Raw genomic sequence first — 21,331 nt, 5'->3', positions numbered from 1 at the left:
TAATTAGTTAAAAAAAACAGACTTCCGTTCGTAACTATTCAGCTAAGTGCTTAAACATTTTGCAGGATTTACACTTTATACCAGTAAACCAAGCTTTTATATTTTCACACTTAATTTTTTTGAAGAATGGCACAAGAAGAAACTAAAACCTGGCCCGAGTTGGCTATTGGTTTGTACGACAAATTAACGGGACGCGATGCTGAGATCACCTATGAGTTTGATGATTTTGACCTATATGTTCCTAGTAAGGCCGACAGTGGTGGATCTTCCGACCACGCTCACTGGAAGATGAACGGCACAATTCGGGTGAGAACCTCGGATAGCAAAAATGCCTAGTAAGTAAAAAGTGAAAAGGAAAATACATCCTTTTCACTTTATTCTTTCGACTATATTTTTTTTACACTATGCCTACCCCTTCTTCTCGTAAAAGCGTGCGTGTACTAGCTGACCTTACTGTAACTGGTGCCCAGGGTGATATTCGTATTGATAATGATTCGGATGGAAACTTGGTTGTCAGTTTCCCTAACCAAAAATCCTTTTTTTCCCTACTATCGGCAAAGCTACCCGTTAAGTCCAGTTGGAATACCGTGGTTGAAGCCAACCGAACATTCTACCAAAATAACCAACCTTTGGTGGTGAAGGTAGATGATCGCCCCTGGATCACTTTAGGTAAGTTTCCGCGCCCTCGTATTAACTACCAGCGAGTAACTTATCCTTTCATCTCGAATACGCCGTCTCTTAAAACCGGACTGTACATTTTGGCAGCGGCGGTGGGAGCAACGTTGTTGTACACTATTTTTAGAAGACGAAATTAAAACCCGCTCTCATATTGGCTACTCTTGCACCACCTATGCTGGTAAGTGCCAAGATATTATCGGTAGCACAGTAAAGCTGAATTCCTCCGGGTCCGGTGGTAAGGGATAACCCGGCCCCCAAGTTATTAAACGATCGGTTTTGTACCGAATACGTGGCAGCAGCCTGGAGCCATCGTCCTACGTTCTGCCGAATCCCCAAAGCGAATCCCCGACGAAATGATCGATAGAAGTCTGAGTACAACGTAGCCGAGGCAGTGGTACGGCGAGCTAGCTGATAATTTCCGGTAAGATACATTTGGGTAGGTAACCCGGTTGTATACTGAGCTTCCTCTTCTTCAAGATCGAAAACGTCAGCAATGGAATCGGTGAGCTGCTCTATGTCAATATCAAAGCCTTCGGTAAGCAAGTCATCATTATCAACTCCAGTAAATGTAAATTCGCCTTCCGAAGTATATGCTTTGGCATCTTCCTGCCAAGAAATCATTCCCAGATTAATCACAGAAGCACTAAAAGAAATTTGATTGTTTAACTCATACGTACCACCTATGTCAATACCAAACCCAACGTTTTGTAGATTGAACAAGTACGCTTCCAAATCATCTTCCAACATATCTACTCCAGAAGTATTTGCCCGAACATTAGCATTCGTCGTTATCGCATACAGCTCTTGTTCGGTGCCCGTTGTTAGCGACACGTCAGCATATTGGGTTTGAATATTACCTAAACCAAATACTGCTTTCAGCCTAGTTCCTACCGTAAGTTTATTTTCTTCCAGAAACGGACGGTTCCACCCTATCCCAAACTCCCGGAAGTGGATAGCATTTAGCTCGTAGTTACCAAACTGAAAGGTTTGTCCAGGGGCATTTCCGGTAGTAGCAAGTTCTAAAATACTGGCATCGTAATGCAGTCGCCCTTGAATATGCTCAGTAACGTTAAGAGAAAATCGGTTCTTACCGGCAGGGAACGATAAAGCGAACAAGTCAGCGTTAAAGCTAGCATGAACATAGTCTCTACCGTTTAAATTTAGGTTATCCTGCACATCCTGCAAATCAATAATTCGCTGTCCGGTTTCATCCTCTTTAATATTAGCGGCTAATTGATTGTAAGTAAACCCTGAATTTCTTAGTGAAAGATGGGCTGAAGAAAATATTGTCACGTTTATTTTGTTGCTTCGGGTTCTAAACGCTGGATTGGTATGTGTAGCCTGATACACATTATCTAAGAGATGCAACGTTAGTTCTTGTTGGGCAAATCCGGGCAATGCTAGTAGCATTACTCCCAGAAGAATGAGAGAAGCGTATTTATTTTTCATAATTATGTGGTTCACGTAAACTAGGCGTCGACCAAGGCTATAATCTGAGTGGCCAAGCTAAAACGGATGGAATAGAAGGAATAAAGTTTCACTCGGTTATTACTTTCGTCACTCACGCTATTGAATTGAGCACGAACTAACAAGTGACTAGCATCGCGGACTTTCTCAAACTTATCCTTATTGATAGTAGCCGTGGTTGGTAAATCTATGTTAGCCGGTACCGTTTCCCCACTCACTGAGTTAACAATCTCGGCAGCTACCAGAAATTTACCTTCTTCTTCAAAGAGACGAATTTGCTCGCCATTTGCATCTTCAATTATGTTGCCTTTACTATCTAGAAAGTATACCTGAAGATCAGCACTAATGGGGAAATCGTTCTCCGTTTTAAGTAGTAGCTTAAGTTGCTCTACATCTTCTAGCTCATCAAAAGATATTGCGATAGAATCTTCCAGCGTAATATCAAAGCCAGCCTCCAGTGGCATCTCTAGATTAAGGTCTACTCCAATCTGACTTTCAATACTAATAAAGCTGGTATCAGTTTCGCTACTATTTAGCCCAAAGCCAAAGCCATAAGCCAAGGCTGAGGGAACATTGCTAAATGCATCATCAATATTTGATGTCTCACTAGTTATTTGGTAAGTATCGGTAATGGGTTCTGGCGAACGCTCCGATAGATACGGAAAGGCAAAGCCCCCGCTGAAGAAGTCAAAACCTTCCTCATCCTGAAGTCTCACTACCGTTTCGTCTACCCGTTCAATGTACAATCGACTGAAATCGGGGGAAATCGGTACACCGTAGGAATTGGAAAAAGACAACGACATGTTGGGGTTGGTGGCGATTGTCCCGTCCACTACTCCGCTCAGAGCCGGAATTCCTAAGGTATCGGCCTCAATTGGTACTCGGATATCAGTGAAATTTCCTGATATGTAGTTAAAGGCTAACCCATCGATCGAAAAATTAAAATCTATCTCATCGCTAGAGCTAATTGGCTGTCCGGAACCGACAATACTCACTTCTAAACGATAGCTTACTTCACCATCCTCCAGCTTAATTTCGTAACCGGATAAATCTTCTGCTTTCTCGATCACACCCGCCCCATTCCAGTAGGGTAGCGGAAAGTTTAAAGTTAAAATTTCACCATCGGGACTAATAATATTGGGAAAAGAAGCTTCTACTTCCAGGTCGTGCTGGTAGCCTGATTGAATAGTCACGGCCAATGTTCCTCGCTCACTCTCAATGCTGTATATCGTTAAGTTGTTAAGATCAAAGGGAATAGAACCTTCAAAGATAGCGGGGGGAGTTCCCGTTAGTGAAAAACCGGACGCATCTAAACCCAAAGAGTGCGATTCAGCAAATTGTTGGTTTGGAATTGCCGGAAAATAATCTTTTACGCGTTCCGATTGTACGCTGCTCTGATAAAACAAGCTGTAAGACTCATCCGCGTTTTTCAGTAAGCTACCTTCTTCACCTGTCTGTAGCATGTCTTCTACCGTTAGCGTGGTATTAAATAGGGGTAGCGATACCTGAGGGGAAGGCACCTTTACTTCTACATCACTAAAATCTTCATCGGGTAAACAACCGCTCATTCCCAGCATTCCTACCAAACCAGTACCAACTGATAGAGCGATTTTTGACTTCTTCATCATAACCTGTTTTTTTGTAAAAAAACTTGTCAGCAAGAAGCCTGAATTGTTTATAAAAAAGTAACCCTTTGGTTTTGTTACCGCACTTGGGTAGGTTTCGTTACATAAATATAAATAATACAATATTTATTTTAATATTTTATATAATAAAAAGATGTAATCTTTACTACATTTTCCATATTAATAAATTGACTATCAGATATTTATGCATTTTTCCCACTATTCAGCACACTGTTCAGATAATACTTTAGGTTAGCACTATTTATGATAAATATCTCTGAGGTAAGTAAGAAGTATGGAAATAAGCGCGTACTTGACCGCATTTCCTTACAAGTAGACCGTGGGCAGACCCTGGTACTACTTGGCACCAGTGGGTCAGGAAAGACCACATTACTCAAGATGATCAACCATCTTGTTCCACCTACCACCGGAGATATTTACATCGATGGGAAAGCAGTGGGCAACAGCAATCCTACTCAGCTGCGAAAAGCTATTGGGTACGTAATTCAGCAAGTTGGCTTGTTTCCACATTATACCAATCGTCATAATATTGAGCTTACATTGAGGCTGAATAACTGGCCTGAGAAGCAACGAGAGGAGCGTAGCAGTACGCTACTAAAATTGGTAGGGCTAAACCAAGAAGATGGCGAACGCTACCCTCACGAGCTAAGCGGCGGGCAACAGCAACGGGTAGGCATTGCCCGAGCTTTAGCTAACGACCCACCCATTATTCTAATGGATGAACCCTTCGGAGCACTTGACCCTATTACCAAACAGAACTTAATTGCCGAACTAGTAGAAAAACAGCTTTTCAAAGATAAAACAGTGGTAATTGTAACGCACGATGTGTTTGAAGCAATTATCCTGGCCGATAAAATATGTTTGCTAGATCAGGGACAGGTACAGCAAATAGGTAGTCCGAAAGAACTACTGTTTCAGCCCGCTTCTAAATTTGTAAAAGCATTTTTTGATGCTCAACGCCTCCGACTGGAGATGCAGGTGGTGAATCTTGCGGAAGTTTATCCTCTAATAAAAGTGATGAGTGAAAAGGTTAGCAGTACAGTAGAAATCAGCTTAGAAAAAAGTGTTTGGGAAGCGTTAGAGGCCATTGAGCGCAACAATATGTCTCAAATCTTTCTTACGAATGGACAGTCGATTAAAAAGATTGTATCCCCTACCGAGTTAGTTGAAGCATTCTACCAGTTCAAAAATAACAACTTTACTCCGGCCGTCGGGTGATTTCTTCTAGCGCAATTGCATTTTCAGTAACGAACATTTCACTTTCATTACCACTCCGGTCGCGGATGACTACGCCGAATTTTAGGCTATCATTTCGGAAGAGCGGTCTAAAACTTCGGGATTGAGCAAAAAATGTGATAGTCCCCACCCGGGGTTTATCATCCGAGAAATCATCTTTTAAAGGAGGAAAACGCCCGCCTAGAGGTGGACGGCAACCGGAAACGTCAGGGTCACAGAAATCAACCTCTAGATAAGAACCATCTGGTTGACGATTAAAGATTGCCACTTCAAAGTTCCTAACAAATTGGTTCCGATTTACTCGTATAGTATCAAAAATAGTGTCAGTTCCTATTATTATTGGATCAAGCCCTTCCGGCCAAGCGTAATCACAACAGTTAAAAGGCACATCGGCAGTAAGAGGATCAAATACAACAGGGTCACCATTGCTGTCTTCTACAATATCAAAAGGGCTGATAGAACCTCCCTCCCGGGCAGTAAGCCCCAAGTCACCATCACCATCTTCAAAAGCAATGGTGATTACCAGCGAATCAATTCCCTGTTCCACATCAACGAAGTAAATCTCTTCAATATTCGTGACGGCGGGCACATCCGAGAATTCCGGTTCATCAATGCAGGCAGAAAGCCCCATTACCAAAAAAAATACGCCAAATAAATAAAAGCTAAGTTTCATACTACAGAGTATATCTGATCTTTATTGCCAATATAACGCGATTGAGTTGATTTTTGATATAAGCTACGCTACTTTTCTTGATGAATTTTTCTACCCAGTTTAAACACAAATTGCTAAAGGCCAACCCCAAGTCATTTGAAGCTCTTGCGTTGGAGCTTTTTCAGTGGCAAGCTCATCATAACCCGATTTACCGAGCGTATCTATCTTACCTGAAGGTTCATCCGACAACCATCAACACTATTGAGCAAATTCCCTGTTTACCAATTGAATTCTTTAAGCATCACCGCATACTTAGTGGCAACCATTCGAAGGTAACTCAGATTTTTGAAAGCAGTGGCACTACCGGACAAATCCGCAGCAAGCATTACGTACCCAACCTAGCTTGGTACCACCAAGTTTGTGAAACAATTTTTACCCAACAGTGGGGTCAGCTTCAGGACTTTCATATTTTTGCCCTACTTCCCTCTTACTTGGAACGGAACAATGCCTCGCTAGTCTCTATGGCGGACTATCTTATTCGAGAAAGCAAATCCCCTTACGCTGGCTTTTACCTCAACAACTTCCAACAGCTAGTTGATGCCGTAGAGCAAGCCCGACAGGCGCAGGGCGCGGTACTGCTGTTAGGAGTTACCTTTGCTTTGCTAGATTTAGCCGAACAATACTCCCTCAATTGGTCAGAGGTAGTAATAATGGAAACCGGGGGGATGAAAGGCCGGCGAAAAGAGCTAACCCGCCCGGAGGTGCACCAGATACTCAGGACAAAATTAGGCGTAACGTCGGTTGCCTCCGAATACGGCATGACCGAACTGCTCTCTCAAGCCTACGCCCGTAGTACTGGTCAATTCGCTGCCCCCCCTTGGATGAAAGTGATGATTCGGGATATTTACGATCCTTTTGCCCACGTACAACCCGGCAAGCAAGGAGGAATTAATATCATTGACTTAGCCAATGTAGACTCCTGTGCTTTTATTGAAACCAAAGATTTGGGTCGAGTTCTAGACAATAGATTATTTGAAGTACTGGGACGGTATGATAATTCTGAGATACGGGGCTGTAATTTGATGGTATAAAAATAATAAACTTCATATTATTTTTTACATATGTACTATTTTATGTATATTTGTAAAAAATCAAAGAATATTATGAAAAAATTAACAACACTAATCACTTTGGCAATAGCTGTTGGTTTTTACGCTTGTGCCCCTAAATATACCTGTCCGGCCTACAGCATTAAGGAAGTAAAGCAGGAAATTCCTTTAGAAAAACCTATGTAAGAAACCTACTTATGAACAACAAATCTGCTGCTCAAGCTCGGGAATATAGATTATCGCTGAAAATTATACATTCAGACTATTGACAATCTGGCGAACCCGATCTTCTGGCAACTGGTCAGATGCTCCAATAGCATCGTAATCACCCCGTAAGGCTTGAAGAATTTGTTGCTCCCGCTGTATCTCTTTTTCTGAGCGGTAACCCTGCTGCTGCAAGAGCTGCTGTAGCTGGTTATCTTTTGGTTCTTTCTTTAGAAAAAACAGCCCGGAAGCCAATAACGCAAGAACGAGCCACCGCCGATTACTTACAAAAGCTAGTACTATTCCGGTTAGAGAGAGAGCAATTGAGCTGTTTTCAATAATCTTTTCTAGCGAGGTTTCTCGCTCAAGTTGATTAATCCGATGGTTAATAAACTGAGGATGGTGTGCGTAGTAGAGCAATCGCCGCTGAAGCACTAAATTTTTCTGACTGTCAGCGCGTTGGCTTTCTGAGATATCTATTCCGTTAGTCTCTAACATGTCGTCTTGGGTTAGATGAAAAAATTATAGTTCTACTTAGAAACTGTAAAATAACATAGGTTTCTCGGGAGATTCAACAAAAACCGAAACTCATTTCAGAGTCTGCTCAGCTTAATTGTCCACAACGGAGACCGGAGTTTATTTTCAATGCATTGTTTTTCCAAACTTAAACCTGGTAAATTTGCTCATTACTCATTGCTAACTGTTCAGTAACAGAGTTTGGCGTAGGGGCACAGGGAGCATTTTCGTAAATCATCGGTCTGATCAAATACTGCATTGGGGTTAAATAACTCCAGTAATAGTGTATGGAGCTCTTGGATAAACGGTTCTTGCCAGGGTTCAAAATCGTTTACCGCTTCTTTTCCGACGTAAATTCGGGAGTCAAAATCCTGATTGAATAAGTCTTTAGCATTGATTAATCCAGGCACAATTTGCCCCTCAGCCGAATGTTGGCGGTACAATAAAGCGTAAAATAGTGCCTGAAAAGCAGCTTTGTTACGCAACTTTTCATCCCGATTAAATAGAGATGCTAAATCTTTTGTCTGCTTTTCATCCCGTCCGGTTTTGTAATCCAACACCCGAATGGTAGTACCTTTTTGGTCGATTCGGTCAATAATGCCCCGTAGACTCACAGTAGTAGCTGTGCCCTCCTCATCACGAATGGTAGTTTCCCAGAAGTACCCTCTCCCCTTGTCGCGCTCTAGGCTAACAATATCAAAAGGAGCGTAAGCCGTGTCCATTGCCAGAATCTGCCGAGTCATCTTTAGCACAATATCGTATACAATCAGGTTCCGACCTTCCAATGTAAAATGAGTATCCTCTACCTGACCATAATGCTCCTTAAAGGCTAATTTTACTGCTTCAGTTAGTCGCTGACTTTTCAATTCCTCAATAATCTCTACTGTAACCGTACGATTCTGCCCAGTCACTACCGATTGGTAAACCAACTCCATTGCGCGGTGCAATAAGTTACCAAACACGGCCGGATCAACTTCCTCTTGCACAATTTCCGGCTCTTTCAGATCGACCACGTATTTATAGTAAAACTTTAATCGGCAATCAAGATAGGTATTCAGAGCCGAAGGAGTGAGACTACGCCGGGGCGGTTGATTAACCTGGTGGGTATAACGATGTAATCGCTGGAGTACGTCAGTATCTTTCCGGATGGCAATTGGCTGGGGAGGAATAGTTTGTACCGGATTTCCCAGATTTTTTCGGCTTACCGTAAAATCTCCCTGAGCATTAGGAAACTGAACCGAACTATGCGCGTTAGCGTCAGACTCATACAGTAACTGGTACAAAAACCGACTCATCTCGCCCTGCTGCCCTACGCTATCGGCAGTATTATACAGCAGGTGAACTCGCTTGGCTCGGTGCAGCAAGCGGTAAAATGTGTAAGCGTAAATAGCATCTTGCTCATCAACCGTAGATAGGCCGAAGCCCCGTCGTAAATTGCCCGGAATAAAGGTATTAATCATCTCCGATTTAGGATACACTCCTTCGTTGAATGATAGTATAATTACGTTATCAAAATCCAGATTTCGAGTTTCTAATACTCCCATCACCTGTAATCCTCGCAGCGGTTCTCCGGTAAACGGAAGTCGCAGCCCTTGCATCATTTGCCGGAAAATTCGTACTAGCAACTGAGGAGTTAGGGTAAATTGATGTTCTTGAGCCAGTGCCTTTAGGCGGTTTACCTGAATAGATAATTGATACACCAATTCCTGCTCTAGCAATGGTACAGCTAATTGATCTTTAGACTCTTCGTAACTATCAGTTCCCTGATAAATGCGTTGCAGCAGTTGCAACAAATAATCAAACGTGTCTTCAGCTTGCGTAAGAGGCTGAAAAACAGTGGTATAAAGAGGGTGTTGCTGTAAGTGCTTCTCACTTATGTATACTTGATTACGTTTTTCAATATCCTGCCCCAGATCATCAGACACATTAGGGGCTAACTGCCGAAGATAGGGATGCCGGAGCAGCGACAGGACTTGAGAATGGTGAAATTCATACTGCTCTGTAGTTGAATTATAACGTTTGTCTTCCTGAAGGCTCAAGGCGTGTTCAATTAGGCTGTAAAGCGCCGTACTTCGTACCGGATAGCCCATCGTCACGTTTACTCGCCTAATTTCAGGAGGTAGCGAGTGCAGTAGCGGAAATAGCAAGTTTTCATCTGGGAGCACTACCGCGGTTTTTTCGGGAATGAATCCAGGCTGCTGGCTGATTTCTCTCAAGATTGCCCCAGCGTACTTGGCCTGTCCCACGTGTAAATTAATACCAACCGCTTGTACGCCTCGCTGCGGTTGGGTAAAAAAATAATTGGGCAAAGGGTTAGGGAATGTCTTTTTCCAAAGGGAATCCCGCTGGTAACGACGGAAGTACGTTCCTGCCTGATGCTGAGGGTGACGAACGTAATAACTGTCCATGTCCCAGAAAACATCCGCTTGCTGCTCTTTTACAAACCACTTTATCAGCTTGTCTTCGGCTGGAGCCAGCGCGTGTAATCCTACGAAGGCGAGTTGTGGAAATGCAGAATTGACCGTTCCTGAATCAATGCGATCCGCTAGCTGACGGAGCATCAGACCTTCATACGCCCACTCTTTTTGCTGAAGAAACTGAGTAAACGAAGTATACACTCGGTGTAAAATTACCCAAAATCGTAAAAAATTCTCTTTGGAGGAAGTAGACTGCCCGTGCTGAAAGCTTTTCCAAAATCGGGTGATTGCGCTACGCTGATCGTCGGTAAGATAATCGTAGTTCGCTTCTAGTTCTTTGAGGTCCTTGAGGTTGGCGAATAGGTCGGATGTTTTAACCAGTGCCTTGTCAATCGCATCAAAATCTTGCAGTAGCAAATCGCCCCAAAAGTAAAAATGGTCAAAGGTCTCCTGGCTATTACTTTCTCTGATAAATATCTGATAAAGATGAAACAAAAGCGTAAGATGATCGGGAGTACGCGCCCCGGAAAGCTCGCTCACAAAATCTTCAAAGGTAATAATGCGGGGTGCCCACCCCGATTGTTTTGCCTGATGAGCCAGAATATGCTGAAAAAACAGTCCGGCTCGCCGATTGGGAAAAACTACGGTGAGCTGCTCCAAATCAGTCGCATATTTTTCAAGAATAGCCTGACTAACTTCTTCTAAAAATGTACTCATGCGTCAAAGATAGCTCGATGGTTCAATTGCTCAATTGTTGATTGGTTATTAGTCCACAGTCGATAGTCTACAGTCCACAGGTTGAGAAGCTTGAAGTGCTCAATTGCTGATTGCTAAATTATTGATAGGTTAGGTTTAGGGAATTAATCATCATTCATTAGCCACTGCCTCTTGTTCACTATTCATTACTCATCACTCATTACACCCAGCCCTTCGCCAATTGTCATTACTCATCAACTGTTGATTTGGAATTTACATCTCGTCGTCGGTAATTGCCAAAAATTTTTTTCTAATGGCAAAACTTTTCCGAGGAACCTATACCGCAGTAATCACTCCCTTCACTCCTTCTAATGAAATTGATTGGGTGGCATTCGAGAAAATTGTAGAACAGCAGATTGCCGGAGGCATTACTGGCTTAGTCTTCGTCGGAACTACGGGCGAAAGCCCTACCCTGTCGCACGATGAGCATCGGGAAATTCTTCGCTGGTCGGTACAAGTGGTCAACCAGCGGTGCCAAGTGATCCACGGAACCGGCTCAAACAATACCCGAGAAACCATTGAGTTTGCTGAAGTTGCTTCCGAAGCCGGAGCCGACGCTCAGTTGGTTATCAACCCTTACTATAATAAACCCACCCAAGAAGGATTATACCGTCATTTTTCCGCGGTAGCCCACGCGACCGATTTACCCATTATCATCTACAATATTAAAGGGCGTACCGCCGTCAATCTGGAAACGGAAACCCTGCTACGCTTGCTAATACATAAATCCATTGTCGGAGTAAAAGAGGCCAGCGGTGACCTAGCCCAAATTATGGATGTGATTCGGCATACACCCGAAGATTTCTGCGTACTTTCCGGCGATGATGCACTCACTTTACCAATTTTAGCCTGCGGGGGCGACGGGGTGATTTCCGTAGTCTCTAACTGTGTTCCGGGCAGCTTCCGCAGTTGCGTGCAAAACTATCTCGATGGAAACTTAGTGGCCGCCCAAAAGCAGTTCTATTCGCTACTGCCATTAATGCAGCTAAGTATGATGGAAACCAATCCTATTCCGATTAAAGCCATTATGCATCATTTAGAGTACTGCTCATCGCAGGTGCGACTACCGCTCTGTGAACCGACCGAGGCTACGCAGCAAGCCATTGAAGAAGCTCTCAATAGTATCCAACAGATGGAGCTTAACTAATCAAAGAAAAATAGTAGTTGCTTCCAACGCTGGCTAACCGATGCGTGTCCTAAAGGTGTAGTCTCATCTAAACTATCCCTTTTATGCGAATTATTACTGTTTTACTTCTGCTCTCGATTATCTTTTTTAGTTGTGAAGACGGGAGCGATGATCCGGCCTACCCCGGTTCACCTAACGCATTATCGTACTACGCTGATGAGGTTGGCGGCATTTCAGCTAACCCTGACCCGGTGGCGGGAGAACGGTACAACGAATACGTGGAAAATCCATTCGTAAAAGTAGCCGAAAGTCCGGTTTCTACTTTTTCGGTAGATGCTGACGGTGGCTCTTACGCTAATGTTCGCCGATTTTTAACCAATCAAATGACCCCACCTCCGGCAGCTATTCGCGCCGAAGAGTTCATCAATTACTTTCCGCTCGATTATGCTGACCCTACCGGTAACACCCCGATTGCTATTAATGGCGAAGTCAGTACTTGCCCCTGGAACAACGAAAATCAGTTGATTAGAATTGGAATTAAGGGTAAGTCCGTAGAACAAGCTGATTTCCCAGTGGGAAATTTGGTTTTGTTGGTCGATGTATCGGGGTCAATGGGTTCACCCGATAAGCTGCCGCTATTGCAGGAAAGCCTAAAGCTTTTTGTGGAAGAAATGCGTCCGGAAGATAAAATTGCACTGGTTACCTACGCTGGTAGTGCCGGAGTAGTGCTGGATGCTACTGCCGGAACTGAAAAAGCAAAAATTCTACAAGCCATTACTTCTCTTTCTTCGGGCGGCAGCACTGCAGGTGCTCAGGGCATCATCACGGCCTACGAAATTGCCGAGCGTAATTTTTTAGAAGACGGTAACAATCGGGTTATCATCGCCAGTGATGGTGACTTCAATGTTGGCCCTTCCAGCCAAGAAGAGCTGATTGAATTAATTGAGTCGAAGCGAGATAAGGGAATATTCTTAACAGTGCTGGGAATGGGAACGGGTAATTTTAATGATGCGGCGATGGAACAAATCGCCAACCACGGAAACGGTACTTACGAGTACATTGACCAACTGGAACAGGCGAAGAAAGTATTTATCTACGAGTACGGCAAATTCTTAACCGTAGCCAAAGATGTAAAGGTGCAAGTGAGCTTCAATGAAGAAACGGTAGAGTCCTACCGCCTCATTGGGTACGAAAACCGACTGTTGGAAGAAGAAGACTTTACTGATGACACCAAGGATGCCGCCGAAATTGGGGCGGGACAAACCATTACCGCATTGTATGAGATTGTTCCTAGTCAGAATAATTCTCCGGCACTGCGCCAGGAACCTATCTTCACTATTGATTTTCGCTATAAAAACGCCAACGAAAATGAGAGTGCCCCGCTACAGTTGGCGATATTTGACGAAGGGAACACGTTTAGTCAAGCTTCGGAAAATCTTCGGTTCGCTGCATCTGCCGTCGGTTTTGCTATGCTTTTGAGAGACTCTGAGTATAAAGGAACATTAGATTACCCCCAGCTACTGGAGTGGAGTCGGCAAGCTACCCGCTTTGATCCTCACGGTTTTCGGCAAGAGTTTATAACATTAGTGCAACAAGCTAGCACACTACGCTAACCAAACTGGTAGCGAGGTGATAGGTCAGCCAAAAAGACTATCTTTGTGAAAACCTGTCGCTCATGCATCTACTCAAAATAACTCGCTGGCTCCTGATCGCTTCATTTTTTTGGGTATCCGCCTGCCAATCGGCAAACGTAGGCCGGGCTAGTGAGAATTTTCAGGACTTTTACCAACGCTTCCTAACCGATAGCACATTCCAGATGAAGCGTGTGCAGTTTCCGCTGCCGGGAGAGCGCGTAACAGCCGATATCCAGGACTCAACCTACCAATGGCAACGTACCGATTGGGTTATGCTCAAAGAATTTGATCTGGACTCTACCCAGTTTAAGCGAGATTTATCAGTTACCGATACGTTAGCTACCGACGAAATCTACACTCCTGGAGCCGGATTTTACTTTAAGATGGTCTTCGAGCCAATCCGGCGAAAGTGGCACTTGGTTTACTTAGTTGATGAGGCTTTGTAATTTTTTTATTAGTCCATCACCAACAATTCCTAACTTAAACCTACTTCTTTTAGCTTAGCATTCAGAAATGATTGTTTCATAACCTGTAATTTGTGAAAAGCTTTAATACTTATTAAAAGTAACGCTCCTTAGCCTATTGTTGGTAGTATTTAGTTTCGCTGAGATAGAAATTGAGCGCGAAGGAAGCTGCTGGGTAGCTTAACTAACCGTTCCGCAACATTGGCTTAGGGCGATCCGTTGAACAGTTACCCTTACCCTCTCAATTATGGAAGAGCAAGACTCATCGTCTGAACTGCTTAAGAAATTAGAACAGCTATCGGCTAAATACGAGCAAAACGGTCAAAACGTGTCTGACTACTTAGATAGCATGATGCATACCCGGTACCTCAATTACTGGGATTATGTTCAACTAGAAACTTTGCTGAGTTTACAACGGCCTAAAACGGATGTTAAAGACGAGATGATCTTCGTCGCATACCATCAGATTACGGAGCTGTATTTCAAGTTAATTCTGTGGGAATTAGCGCAGTTAACCGATGGTTCGGTGACTGAACCGAAAGTATTCTTGGATAAAATTCAACGCCTCAACCGCTATTTTCATCAGCTAGAAAGCTCATTCTCGATCATGACTAAGGGAATGGAGCATCGGCAATTCAATGAATTTCGGATGGCTTTGATACCTTCCAGTGGATTTCAGTCGGTGCAGTATCGGCTTATTGAGTTACACTCTACTGATGCTATCAATCTGGTACACCCCGACCACGTGTTGTGGCTCTCATCAGAAAGTACCGACCAGGATTTTTTAGATCAACTGTACTGGAAAGCGGGGGCGCGGGATGTGGAAACCGGAGAAAAAACCTTGATGATCCGGCAGTTTGAAGAAAAATACGATGAGGTGTTGCTGGATGCAATGACCGAGGCTCGCGACCGTAATTTACGTCAGCAGATCCAGCCATTTATTCAGAACGGCGAGGCTCTTTCTGAGCAGATTATTGAAGAACTGCGTACCTACGATCAATTAGCCAACGTATACTGGCCACTAGCTCACTTTAGAACTGCCGTTCGCTATCTGGTGAATGGCAAAGAAGACAAACCTGCTACCGGTGGTACCAACTGGCGACAGTACCTCCCCCCTCGCTACCAGCGAATTATTTTCTTCCCTGAACTATGGACCGATGAGGAAAAAGATGACTGGGGTAAATCTTGGGTGCTAGAACACGCTCCGTTGGAAGAGTAAGTGGGGAGCAATTAATAATGATTGATGACAATTGGCGAAGGGCTGGGAGCTGGGGGTAATGACTAATGATTGATGAAGTAGTTGCCAGGCACTGTAGATCGAGCACCGAGTGCTGTGGACTGTAGACTAACAACCATTCAACCATTGAGCTCATCAACAATTGAACTTTCAGGCCAATCGCAAGCTGCCCAGTCAATGCTTTTACTTCTAGTGACCTCTCTCAATAAACTAGGGCAGCCAAAAGCGGTGGTTTTTAAAAAAACGCCTTGAAAATATCATTGAAGATGGCAAAGGTCATTAGACCGAGCAGCAGTACCATTCCTACTTTTTGGGCTCCTTCTAAGAACTTATCGGAAGGTTTACGACCAGAGATCATTTCGTAGCTTAAGAATGCTACGTGACCACCGTCTAGAGCCGGAATAGGCAAAAAATTCATAAAGGCTAGCACCATAGATAGCAATCCGGTTATGCGCCAAAAACGTACCCAGTCCCACTCACCGCCAAAGATTTGGGCAATACCGATTGGACCACTTAACGATTTGGAGGCAGAAACCTCACCTTTAAAGATCTTACCGATAGCGCGCACGTTCACCCAAATTATATTGAATGCATCGCTGGTTCCCTGAGGAATAGATTCTGCCAAGGTGTATTCAGTGCGACCTAAAGCTATTTGGGGCTTTTGGTAAAAACCTATATTCCCATTCTCGTTTACATCCACTTGAAGTGTCACTGGTTCAGCTACCTGATTCTCAATAGCACTATTATCTGAACGGTATACCTCAATCATAACAGTTGTATTCTTCTTCTCAGCCAATACATCTCGTAGTTCGTGAAAAAATGCTATTGGTTTACCATCAACCGAAAGAACCTTATCTCCTACCCGTAAGCCTGCTTTTTCAGCGTTACCACCTTCCACCAACTCTCCTACCTCAAACGGCATTCGCACCTGAATAAAGTTTCGAGCCGCTTCTTTATCTGAGAATTTATCTAAGAAACCAGTAGGTACTGGAATATCTAATGTTTGTCCATTACGCTCTACCGTATAGTAAGCATCATCAGCCAAAAGCACATTAGCACTAGTTAAATCCGAGAACTTTACGTACTCCTCTCCATTCACTTTCAGGATTTTATCGCCGGTTTGCAAGCCAATTTCCTGGCCCAAATCATACGCGACAATACCATTTTCCAGTACCTCGTCGCGGGGAATGTAAGTATCGCCGTACTTGTAGGTTAGAAAAATAAAAATGATAATACCGGTAACTACATTGACGATAATACCTCCCATCATCACGATTAAGCGTTGCCAAGCGGGCTTCGACCTAAACTCCCAGGGTTTTGGTTCTTCACTTAACTTCTTAGTATCTAGCGATTCATCAATCATTCCGGTAATCTTTACAAAGCCACCTAAGGGTATAGCTCCTAGATTATACTCAGTTTCGCCGTAGCGAAAGCCAAATATTTTAGGGGGAAAACCAATGTAGTATTGCTCAACCCGCATTCCGAACATTTTGGCGGTGAGTAAGTGACCTAGCTCATGCAATCCCACCAAAATAGATAAACCCAGCAGCAACTGCGCCGCCATTATTAAACCTTCCATTAATTATTTTATTAATTCTAATGCTTTGATTCGTGTCTCTTCGTCAGTCTTAACGTAGTCTTCGTAGGTAGGGTGCTCAATAAACGAAATTTCCGCCAAACAGGTCTCTACAACATCAGACATGTTTAGGAAACCAAGTTTATCGCGCAAAAATTCGGAAACCGCAATTTCATTCGCTGCATTCAGCACACAGGGTGAATTGCCGCCTCGCTGCATGGCATCGTAGGCTAGTGCCAAATTACGAAATGTGCCCGTATCCGGTTGCTCAAACGTAAGCTCAGGATAGTCCAGAAAATTAAAGCGGGGAAAGTCCGAGGGCAGACGTTCAGGATAACCGAGGGCAAACTGAATAGGCACCCGCATATCGGGCAAACCCATTTGAGCCTTCATCGAGCTATCCTGAAACTGCACTAGCGAATGGATGATCGATTGCGGGTGAACAATCACCTCAATCTGCTCGGGTTTAAGCCCAAACAACCACTTCGCTTCCATCACTTCCAGCCCCTTATTCATCAACGAAGCCGAATCGATTGTAACTTTCGCGCCCATATCCCAATTAGGGTGCTTCAGTGCCTGTGCTTTGGTTACTTGAATCAGTTCTTCCCGCGTTTTTCCCCGAAATGGCCCACCGGAAGCAGTGAGAATAATTTTCTCAATTGGGTTATGAAACTCCCCTACCAAACACTGAAAAATGGCTGAGTGCTCCGAATCTACTGGATACAAATTGACTCCATTTTCTTGAGCCAGTTTAGTAATCAGCTCACCCGCAACGACTAGTGTTTCTTTATTGGCCAACGCAATATGCTTATTCGCCTCAATTGCTTTGATAGTTGGCAGCAGACCGGCGTAGCCCACCGTAGCGGTAAGCACCAGATCAATCGCTTCCATTTCTACTACTGAGGCTAGCGATTTGGCTCCAGCGTAAACTTTAATACCGTGCGGACCAAGGGCTTGCTGTACTTTTTCGTACTGCGCTTCATCCACAATCACTACTGTATTGGGCTGAAATTTGACGCTCTGCTGAATAAGTAGGTCAGCGTTGCGGTGAGCCGTCAGCACTTCCACCTCAAACCGGTCAGGGTGCTGCTCGATGACTTCCAACGCTTGCGTACCAATAGAGCCCGTCGAGCCAAGAATGGCGATGTGTCGGGGTTGATTGTCGTTCTTCAAAATGCTAAAAGCCGAAAGTTAGCCTAAAAAACACGAACTACCAACCAATGGGCCGAGGACTAATCGGTTCAGATTCTACAATGTTACTTTCGTTTAATGCCCGATCATTAATATGAACTCTAAATTTTAGAGGACCTTTAGCAAATGGATGGTTATCCCGACTTTCTTCAGTAATAGAAGTAAAGATAGTAAAGGTCATAATTCCGCTCCAGGGGCTTTCTTGAACAATGGTAAACGGACTACCATCGTTAACAACAGTTGTCTCTGTAGTTAGAGGGCTGATTCTGGGAAACCTGCCTCCCAATGGGAACCTACAGTATTCCGCCATAAAATCACGTTCCACAAATTCTCCTTCATCTTCATATAGTACTGAAATATGAAAGTTTGCAACGTATTTATTCCGAATTACTCGCACGGTATCAGTAATCGTATCACTTCCAATAATTAACGGACTAAGTCCTATAGGAAATGCAAAGTCTCGACAGTTATATATATCAGTTTCACTATCAAAATAAACTGGCTGCCCCTCATCATCTCTCACTAGCTCAAATGGAGCATATAATGAACTCGTATCGCTGTCTCTATAACTCATTCCCAAATCACTATTACCATCTTGCCAGGCTATAGTTATCTCAATGGAGTCGCGTGAAGAGCTTCTTTGACTGCCTTGGTAATACCGTTTCCAATCTACGTCAATTAACTGTATGGTAGGTTCTTCGGTATAGCGTTTCCCCTCCCACTCTTTATCGCAGCTACTGATCAGAATAATCAATCCAATGATTAGTTTCCAGTCGGTTCGTCTCATCAGTACTAGATTAGTAGGTGAACGTAATTCCTAGTCGTACCGAGGTTTTGTCAAAATCTAACCCAAACAGCCGATTCACCTCGGAGCCAGCAAAATAACTATTCGAGTCTTGGTAGTTGCTTTTAATCTGAGTGAAACCAAGTCCACCGTAAAGTAGCTCCAAACCAAACGTTTCGCTCACTGAGAAATGTACTCCCGGAGTACCAACTACCTGAAATGAGGTCAAATTAGCATCATTCTCTAGCTCGATTTCAGTTTCCAATGTACCCAAACCACCTCCGGCCAATAGTTGACCAAAAATTGCTAACTTGGGATGAAGGCGATAGTAACGCCGGACAAAAGCATTGAAAGTTACTAACCGGGATAGATCGGTAGCACTGACCACACTGGTGGTAGAAGAATAACTGGGCTTATCGGATACCTGACGCGTCTGGCTAAAACCTACGCCAAAACCCACAAATAGCTCCTGTTCTTCGCCATAGAATTTACCGATGTAAGGGAAAGCTACGAACGCAGAAGTTCGCTCTTCCATCGACTGCGTCCAATCCACATCGGCCACCTTACTATTTGCGTAGTATAAAAAGTTGCCCCCTACCATTTTGAATGTAGAATCTGATTGCCCCTGAACAAACTGAGTTGATGAAAAGAATAGAAAACTCAGAAAAATATACTTAAACATTATGCTATGCACTTTACTATTAAAAATTAAAATAAAGTGCAATTTATAAAAAAAATAATCTATTTTTTAGATTTATTCAGAAAAGATTCTAGTCCCTCAGCCAGTTTACGATCATTTGATAAGCGGGGCACTTTGTTTTGTCCGCCTAACCTACCTTGACTCTTCATATACTGACGGAAACCGTCCTTCTGTAGTGGTCTGATTTCTAGCGATCGGAGAATACTACCGGAAATCAGATCATCATAATAAGGGTTTAGCTGTTGTAATTGTTGGTCAATCACATTAGAAAAGGACGGGATGTCAGCCGGAGGTTGGGCAAATTCCACGTACCATTCGTGCAGTGGCAACCCTTCGGTAGGGTTTACTTGGGGGGCTACGGTGAATTCTACGACTTTGGCCTCAGGGAATTGGGCCAGGGCATGATTCATGGCTTTTTCCACTTCTTCGCCAATCACGTGCTCGCCAAAGGCAGAGATAAAATGTTTAATTCGTCCAGACACTACCAAGCGATGCGGATACTTAGAAACGAACTTTACCGTATCGCCAATGGAGTAGCCCCACAGCCCGGCGTTGCTGTTGAGGATTAGAGCGTAGTTTTTACCTATTTCTACATCGTGAATGGAAAGCCGAGTAGGGTTTTCGTCGAAGAACTCATCGGCAGGAATAAACTCGAAGAAAATACCGCTTTTCAGCAGCATCAACAGTCCCTCGGCTGATTGTGAATCTTGGTAGGCAATAAAGCCTTCGGAAGCTGGGTAGGTTTCAATGCTATCAATTGGTTTGCCAATAGACTCCAGCATTTTCTGGCGGTAAGGAGCGTAATTCACTCCGCCGTGTACAAACACCGAGAAGTTAGGGAAGATGTCTTTAATTGGTTTACCCGTTCGCTCAATCAGCCAGTCAAAGTACATCTGCACCCAGGGCGGTATGCCCGAAATCAGCGTCATATTCTGATTAATCGTTTCGTCTACGATACGCCCCAGCTTGGTTTCCCAATCTTCAATACAATTGGTTTCGTAAGAAGGCATTTGGTTCGTTCGTAAGTACTGAGGCACATGATGATTGACCAAACCGGATAAACGCCCCAATGGAATGCCGCCCTTTTCTTCCAACGTTGGGCTGCCCGATAGGAAAATAAGTTTACCGTCTAAAAAGACGGAATTACCCGTATCGTGTACGTAGCTTAGTAGCGCATTACGAGCCGAGTTAATATGGTTAGGAATAGAATCTTTCGTAATGGGAATATACTTCGCTCCGGAAGTCGTACCCGAGGTTTTAGCAAAGTAAGCTGGTTTCCCCGGCCACAGCACATCCGATTTTCCACCAATAATGCGATTCACGTAGGGCTTCAGGTCTTCGTAATCGCGAATGGGTACGGCCTGCTTAAATTCCTCGTAAGAGTTTACGTCTTGCAGATGGTGATCTTTGCCAAAGAGCGTATTTTTTACTCCGGCCAGCAAATTCTTTAGCACCTCGTCTTGCGACTTTTCCGGTTCCTGGCTCCATTTTTTTTGCTCTCGAGCCACCCAGCTTGCCAGTGGTTTACTTAAAACAGATCGTATACCCATTCTTAGAAGTTTGGCGACAAAATTAAGAATTACCCTGACAGGCTCGCTCTTTTCGAGTTTTATTTCGTTCTCAAGAATAGACTCCAGATTGATTTTACTCAACTTTCAACGAAAGCCTTATGTCAGAATTTACCGAAGAACAAATTGCTGATCTAACGCTATTACCAGCGTATTTAGCCGCTTGGCCCGAAGAAGTGCCGTTTTCTGACGATCAGCAGCCCATTTACCGAGCCTGAAAAGGATATGACTTTGAAGCACTTAACCGCTTGCAGGAAACCGGAATGATTGACCAAGAAAACCGGGCTAAGTCGCTATACCTTATGGAAAAAGGATTAGAGAGAGCCAAAGTACTTGCGGAGAAATTCTTACGTTCCTAGCATTGATCTAT

At 43.8% G+C, this 21,331-nt stretch carries 19 protein-coding genes and 1 pseudogene; 10 read left to right on the top strand and 10 right to left on the bottom strand.

Features of this window, described 5'->3' with window-relative positions; all coding sequences use genetic code 11:
- Positions 1 to 126: 126 nt before the first annotated feature.
- Both P0M28_RS26295 and P0M28_RS26290 read left to right on the top strand, forming a co-directional pair.
- Complete coding sequence (locus tag P0M28_RS26295; RefSeq protein ID WP_302206455.1) at positions 127 to 336, top strand: hypothetical protein; 210 nt, start codon at positions 127 to 129, stop codon at positions 334 to 336.
- Positions 337 to 404: 68 nt separating this feature from the next.
- Positions 405 to 815, top strand: a complete 411-nt coding sequence (locus tag P0M28_RS26290) for a hypothetical protein (protein WP_302206454.1) — start codon at positions 405 to 407, stop codon at positions 813 to 815.
- Here the strand turns inward: P0M28_RS26290 and P0M28_RS26285 are convergent.
- Both P0M28_RS26285 and P0M28_RS26280 read right to left on the bottom strand, forming a co-directional pair.
- Positions 799 to 2,127, bottom strand: coding sequence for a DUF5723 family protein (locus tag P0M28_RS26285; protein WP_302206452.1), 1,329 nt, complete (start codon positions 2,125 to 2,127; stop codon positions 799 to 801). The genes P0M28_RS26290 and P0M28_RS26285 overlap by 17 nt on opposite strands.
- A gap of 20 nt (positions 2,128 to 2,147) precedes the next feature.
- Complete coding sequence (locus P0M28_RS26280; RefSeq protein ID WP_302206450.1) at positions 2,148 to 3,773, bottom strand: hypothetical protein; 1,626 nt, start codon at positions 3,771 to 3,773, stop codon at positions 2,148 to 2,150.
- A 261-nt stretch (positions 3,774 to 4,034) separates the two neighbouring features.
- Between P0M28_RS26280 and P0M28_RS26275 the strand changes: the two genes are divergently transcribed.
- Positions 4,035 to 5,009, top strand: a complete 975-nt coding sequence (locus P0M28_RS26275; RefSeq protein ID WP_302206449.1) for an ATP-binding cassette domain-containing protein — start codon at positions 4,035 to 4,037, stop codon at positions 5,007 to 5,009.
- Here the strand turns inward: P0M28_RS26275 and P0M28_RS26270 are convergent.
- Positions 4,990 to 5,700, bottom strand: coding sequence for a hypothetical protein (locus tag P0M28_RS26270; protein ID WP_302206447.1), 711 nt, complete (start codon positions 5,698 to 5,700; stop codon positions 4,990 to 4,992). The two genes, P0M28_RS26275 and P0M28_RS26270, sit on opposite strands and share 20 nt — an antisense overlap.
- An 80-nt stretch (positions 5,701 to 5,780) precedes the next feature.
- Here P0M28_RS26270 and P0M28_RS26265 point away from each other — a divergent pair, with 80 nt between their 5' ends.
- Both P0M28_RS26265 and P0M28_RS26260 read left to right on the top strand, forming a co-directional pair.
- Positions 5,781 to 6,770, top strand: a complete 990-nt coding sequence (locus P0M28_RS26265; RefSeq protein WP_302206445.1) for a LuxE/PaaK family acyltransferase — start codon at positions 5,781 to 5,783, stop codon at positions 6,768 to 6,770.
- Positions 6,771 to 6,842: 72 nt separating this feature from the next.
- Positions 6,843 to 6,974 carry a hypothetical protein gene (locus P0M28_RS26260; protein ID WP_302206444.1) on the top strand — a complete coding sequence of 44 codons (132 nt, stop codon included), beginning with the start codon at positions 6,843 to 6,845 and terminating at the stop codon, positions 6,972 to 6,974.
- A 63-nt stretch (positions 6,975 to 7,037) separates the two neighbouring features.
- On the opposite strand, the gene P0M28_RS26255 is transcribed toward P0M28_RS26260, so the two are convergent.
- Both P0M28_RS26255 and P0M28_RS26250 read right to left on the bottom strand, forming a co-directional pair.
- Positions 7,038 to 7,490: a hypothetical protein gene (locus P0M28_RS26255; RefSeq protein ID WP_302206443.1), complete on the bottom strand. Its 453-nt coding sequence runs from the start codon at positions 7,488 to 7,490 to the stop codon at positions 7,038 to 7,040.
- 206 nt (positions 7,491 to 7,696) lie between these two features.
- Positions 7,697 to 10,642, bottom strand: a complete 2,946-nt coding sequence (locus P0M28_RS26250) for a PD-(D/E)XK nuclease family protein (RefSeq protein ID WP_302206441.1) — start codon at positions 10,640 to 10,642, stop codon at positions 7,697 to 7,699.
- Positions 10,643 to 10,934: 292 nt separating this feature from the next.
- Between P0M28_RS26250 and dapA the strand changes: the two genes are divergently transcribed.
- From dapA to P0M28_RS26230, 4 genes are all read left to right on the top strand, one after another.
- Positions 10,935 to 11,828 (top strand): 4-hydroxy-tetrahydrodipicolinate synthase, encoded by an 894-nt coding sequence (gene dapA, locus P0M28_RS26245; RefSeq protein ID WP_302206440.1) that lies wholly within the window; start codon positions 10,935 to 10,937, stop codon positions 11,826 to 11,828.
- 83 nt (positions 11,829 to 11,911) lie between these two features.
- Complete coding sequence (locus tag P0M28_RS26240) at positions 11,912 to 13,420, top strand: vWA domain-containing protein (RefSeq protein WP_302206438.1); 1,509 nt, start codon at positions 11,912 to 11,914, stop codon at positions 13,418 to 13,420.
- 62 nt (positions 13,421 to 13,482) lie between these two features.
- Positions 13,483 to 13,887 carry a hypothetical protein gene (locus tag P0M28_RS26235; RefSeq protein ID WP_302206437.1) on the top strand — a complete coding sequence of 135 codons (405 nt, stop codon included), beginning with the start codon at positions 13,483 to 13,485 and terminating at the stop codon, positions 13,885 to 13,887.
- Positions 13,888 to 14,152: 265 nt separating this feature from the next.
- On the top strand, positions 14,153 to 15,124 hold the full coding sequence (locus P0M28_RS26230) for a tryptophan 2,3-dioxygenase family protein (RefSeq protein WP_302206435.1): 972 nt from the start codon (positions 14,153 to 14,155) through the stop codon (positions 15,122 to 15,124).
- Between the two features lie 253 nt (positions 15,125 to 15,377).
- Here the strand turns inward: P0M28_RS26230 and rseP are convergent, their stop codons facing one another.
- The 5 genes from rseP to P0M28_RS26205 are packed head-to-tail and all read right to left on the bottom strand — an operon-like array spanning position 15,378 to position 20,943.
- Entirely contained in the window at positions 15,378 to 16,721 is a 1,344-nt protein-coding gene (rseP, locus tag P0M28_RS26225; protein WP_302206433.1) for an RIP metalloprotease RseP, read from the bottom strand.
- A gap of 3 nt (positions 16,722 to 16,724) precedes the next feature.
- The gene (locus P0M28_RS26220; protein WP_302206431.1) at positions 16,725 to 17,891 is read right to left on the bottom strand and encodes a 1-deoxy-D-xylulose-5-phosphate reductoisomerase; all 1,167 of its coding nucleotides are present in this window, start codon (positions 17,889 to 17,891) and stop codon (positions 16,725 to 16,727) included.
- A 37-nt stretch (positions 17,892 to 17,928) separates the two neighbouring features.
- A complete protein-coding gene (locus tag P0M28_RS26215; RefSeq protein WP_302206430.1) occupies positions 17,929 to 18,696 on the bottom strand; it encodes a hypothetical protein in 768 nt (255 codons plus the stop codon).
- A gap of 10 nt (positions 18,697 to 18,706) precedes the next feature.
- The gene (locus P0M28_RS26210; protein WP_302206428.1) at positions 18,707 to 19,375 is read right to left on the bottom strand and encodes a hypothetical protein; all 669 of its coding nucleotides are present in this window, start codon (positions 19,373 to 19,375) and stop codon (positions 18,707 to 18,709) included.
- 59 nt (positions 19,376 to 19,434) lie between these two features.
- The gene (locus P0M28_RS26205) at positions 19,435 to 20,943 is read right to left on the bottom strand and encodes a GH3 auxin-responsive promoter family protein (RefSeq protein WP_302206425.1); all 1,509 of its coding nucleotides are present in this window, start codon (positions 20,941 to 20,943) and stop codon (positions 19,435 to 19,437) included.
- Positions 20,944 to 21,191: 248 nt separating this feature from the next.
- Here P0M28_RS26205 and P0M28_RS31190 point away from each other — a divergent pair.
- Positions 21,192 to 21,320: pseudogene (locus P0M28_RS31190) on the top strand (DUF6429 family protein); the annotation flags it as partial.
- Positions 21,321 to 21,331 lie beyond the last annotated feature (11 nt).

Origin of the sequence: Tunicatimonas pelagia (genome assembly GCF_030506325.1) — a bacterium.
GTDB lineage: Bacteria > Bacteroidota > Bacteroidia > Cytophagales > Cyclobacteriaceae > Tunicatimonas > Tunicatimonas pelagia.
This window is presented reverse-complemented; position numbering and strand designations above follow the sequence as displayed.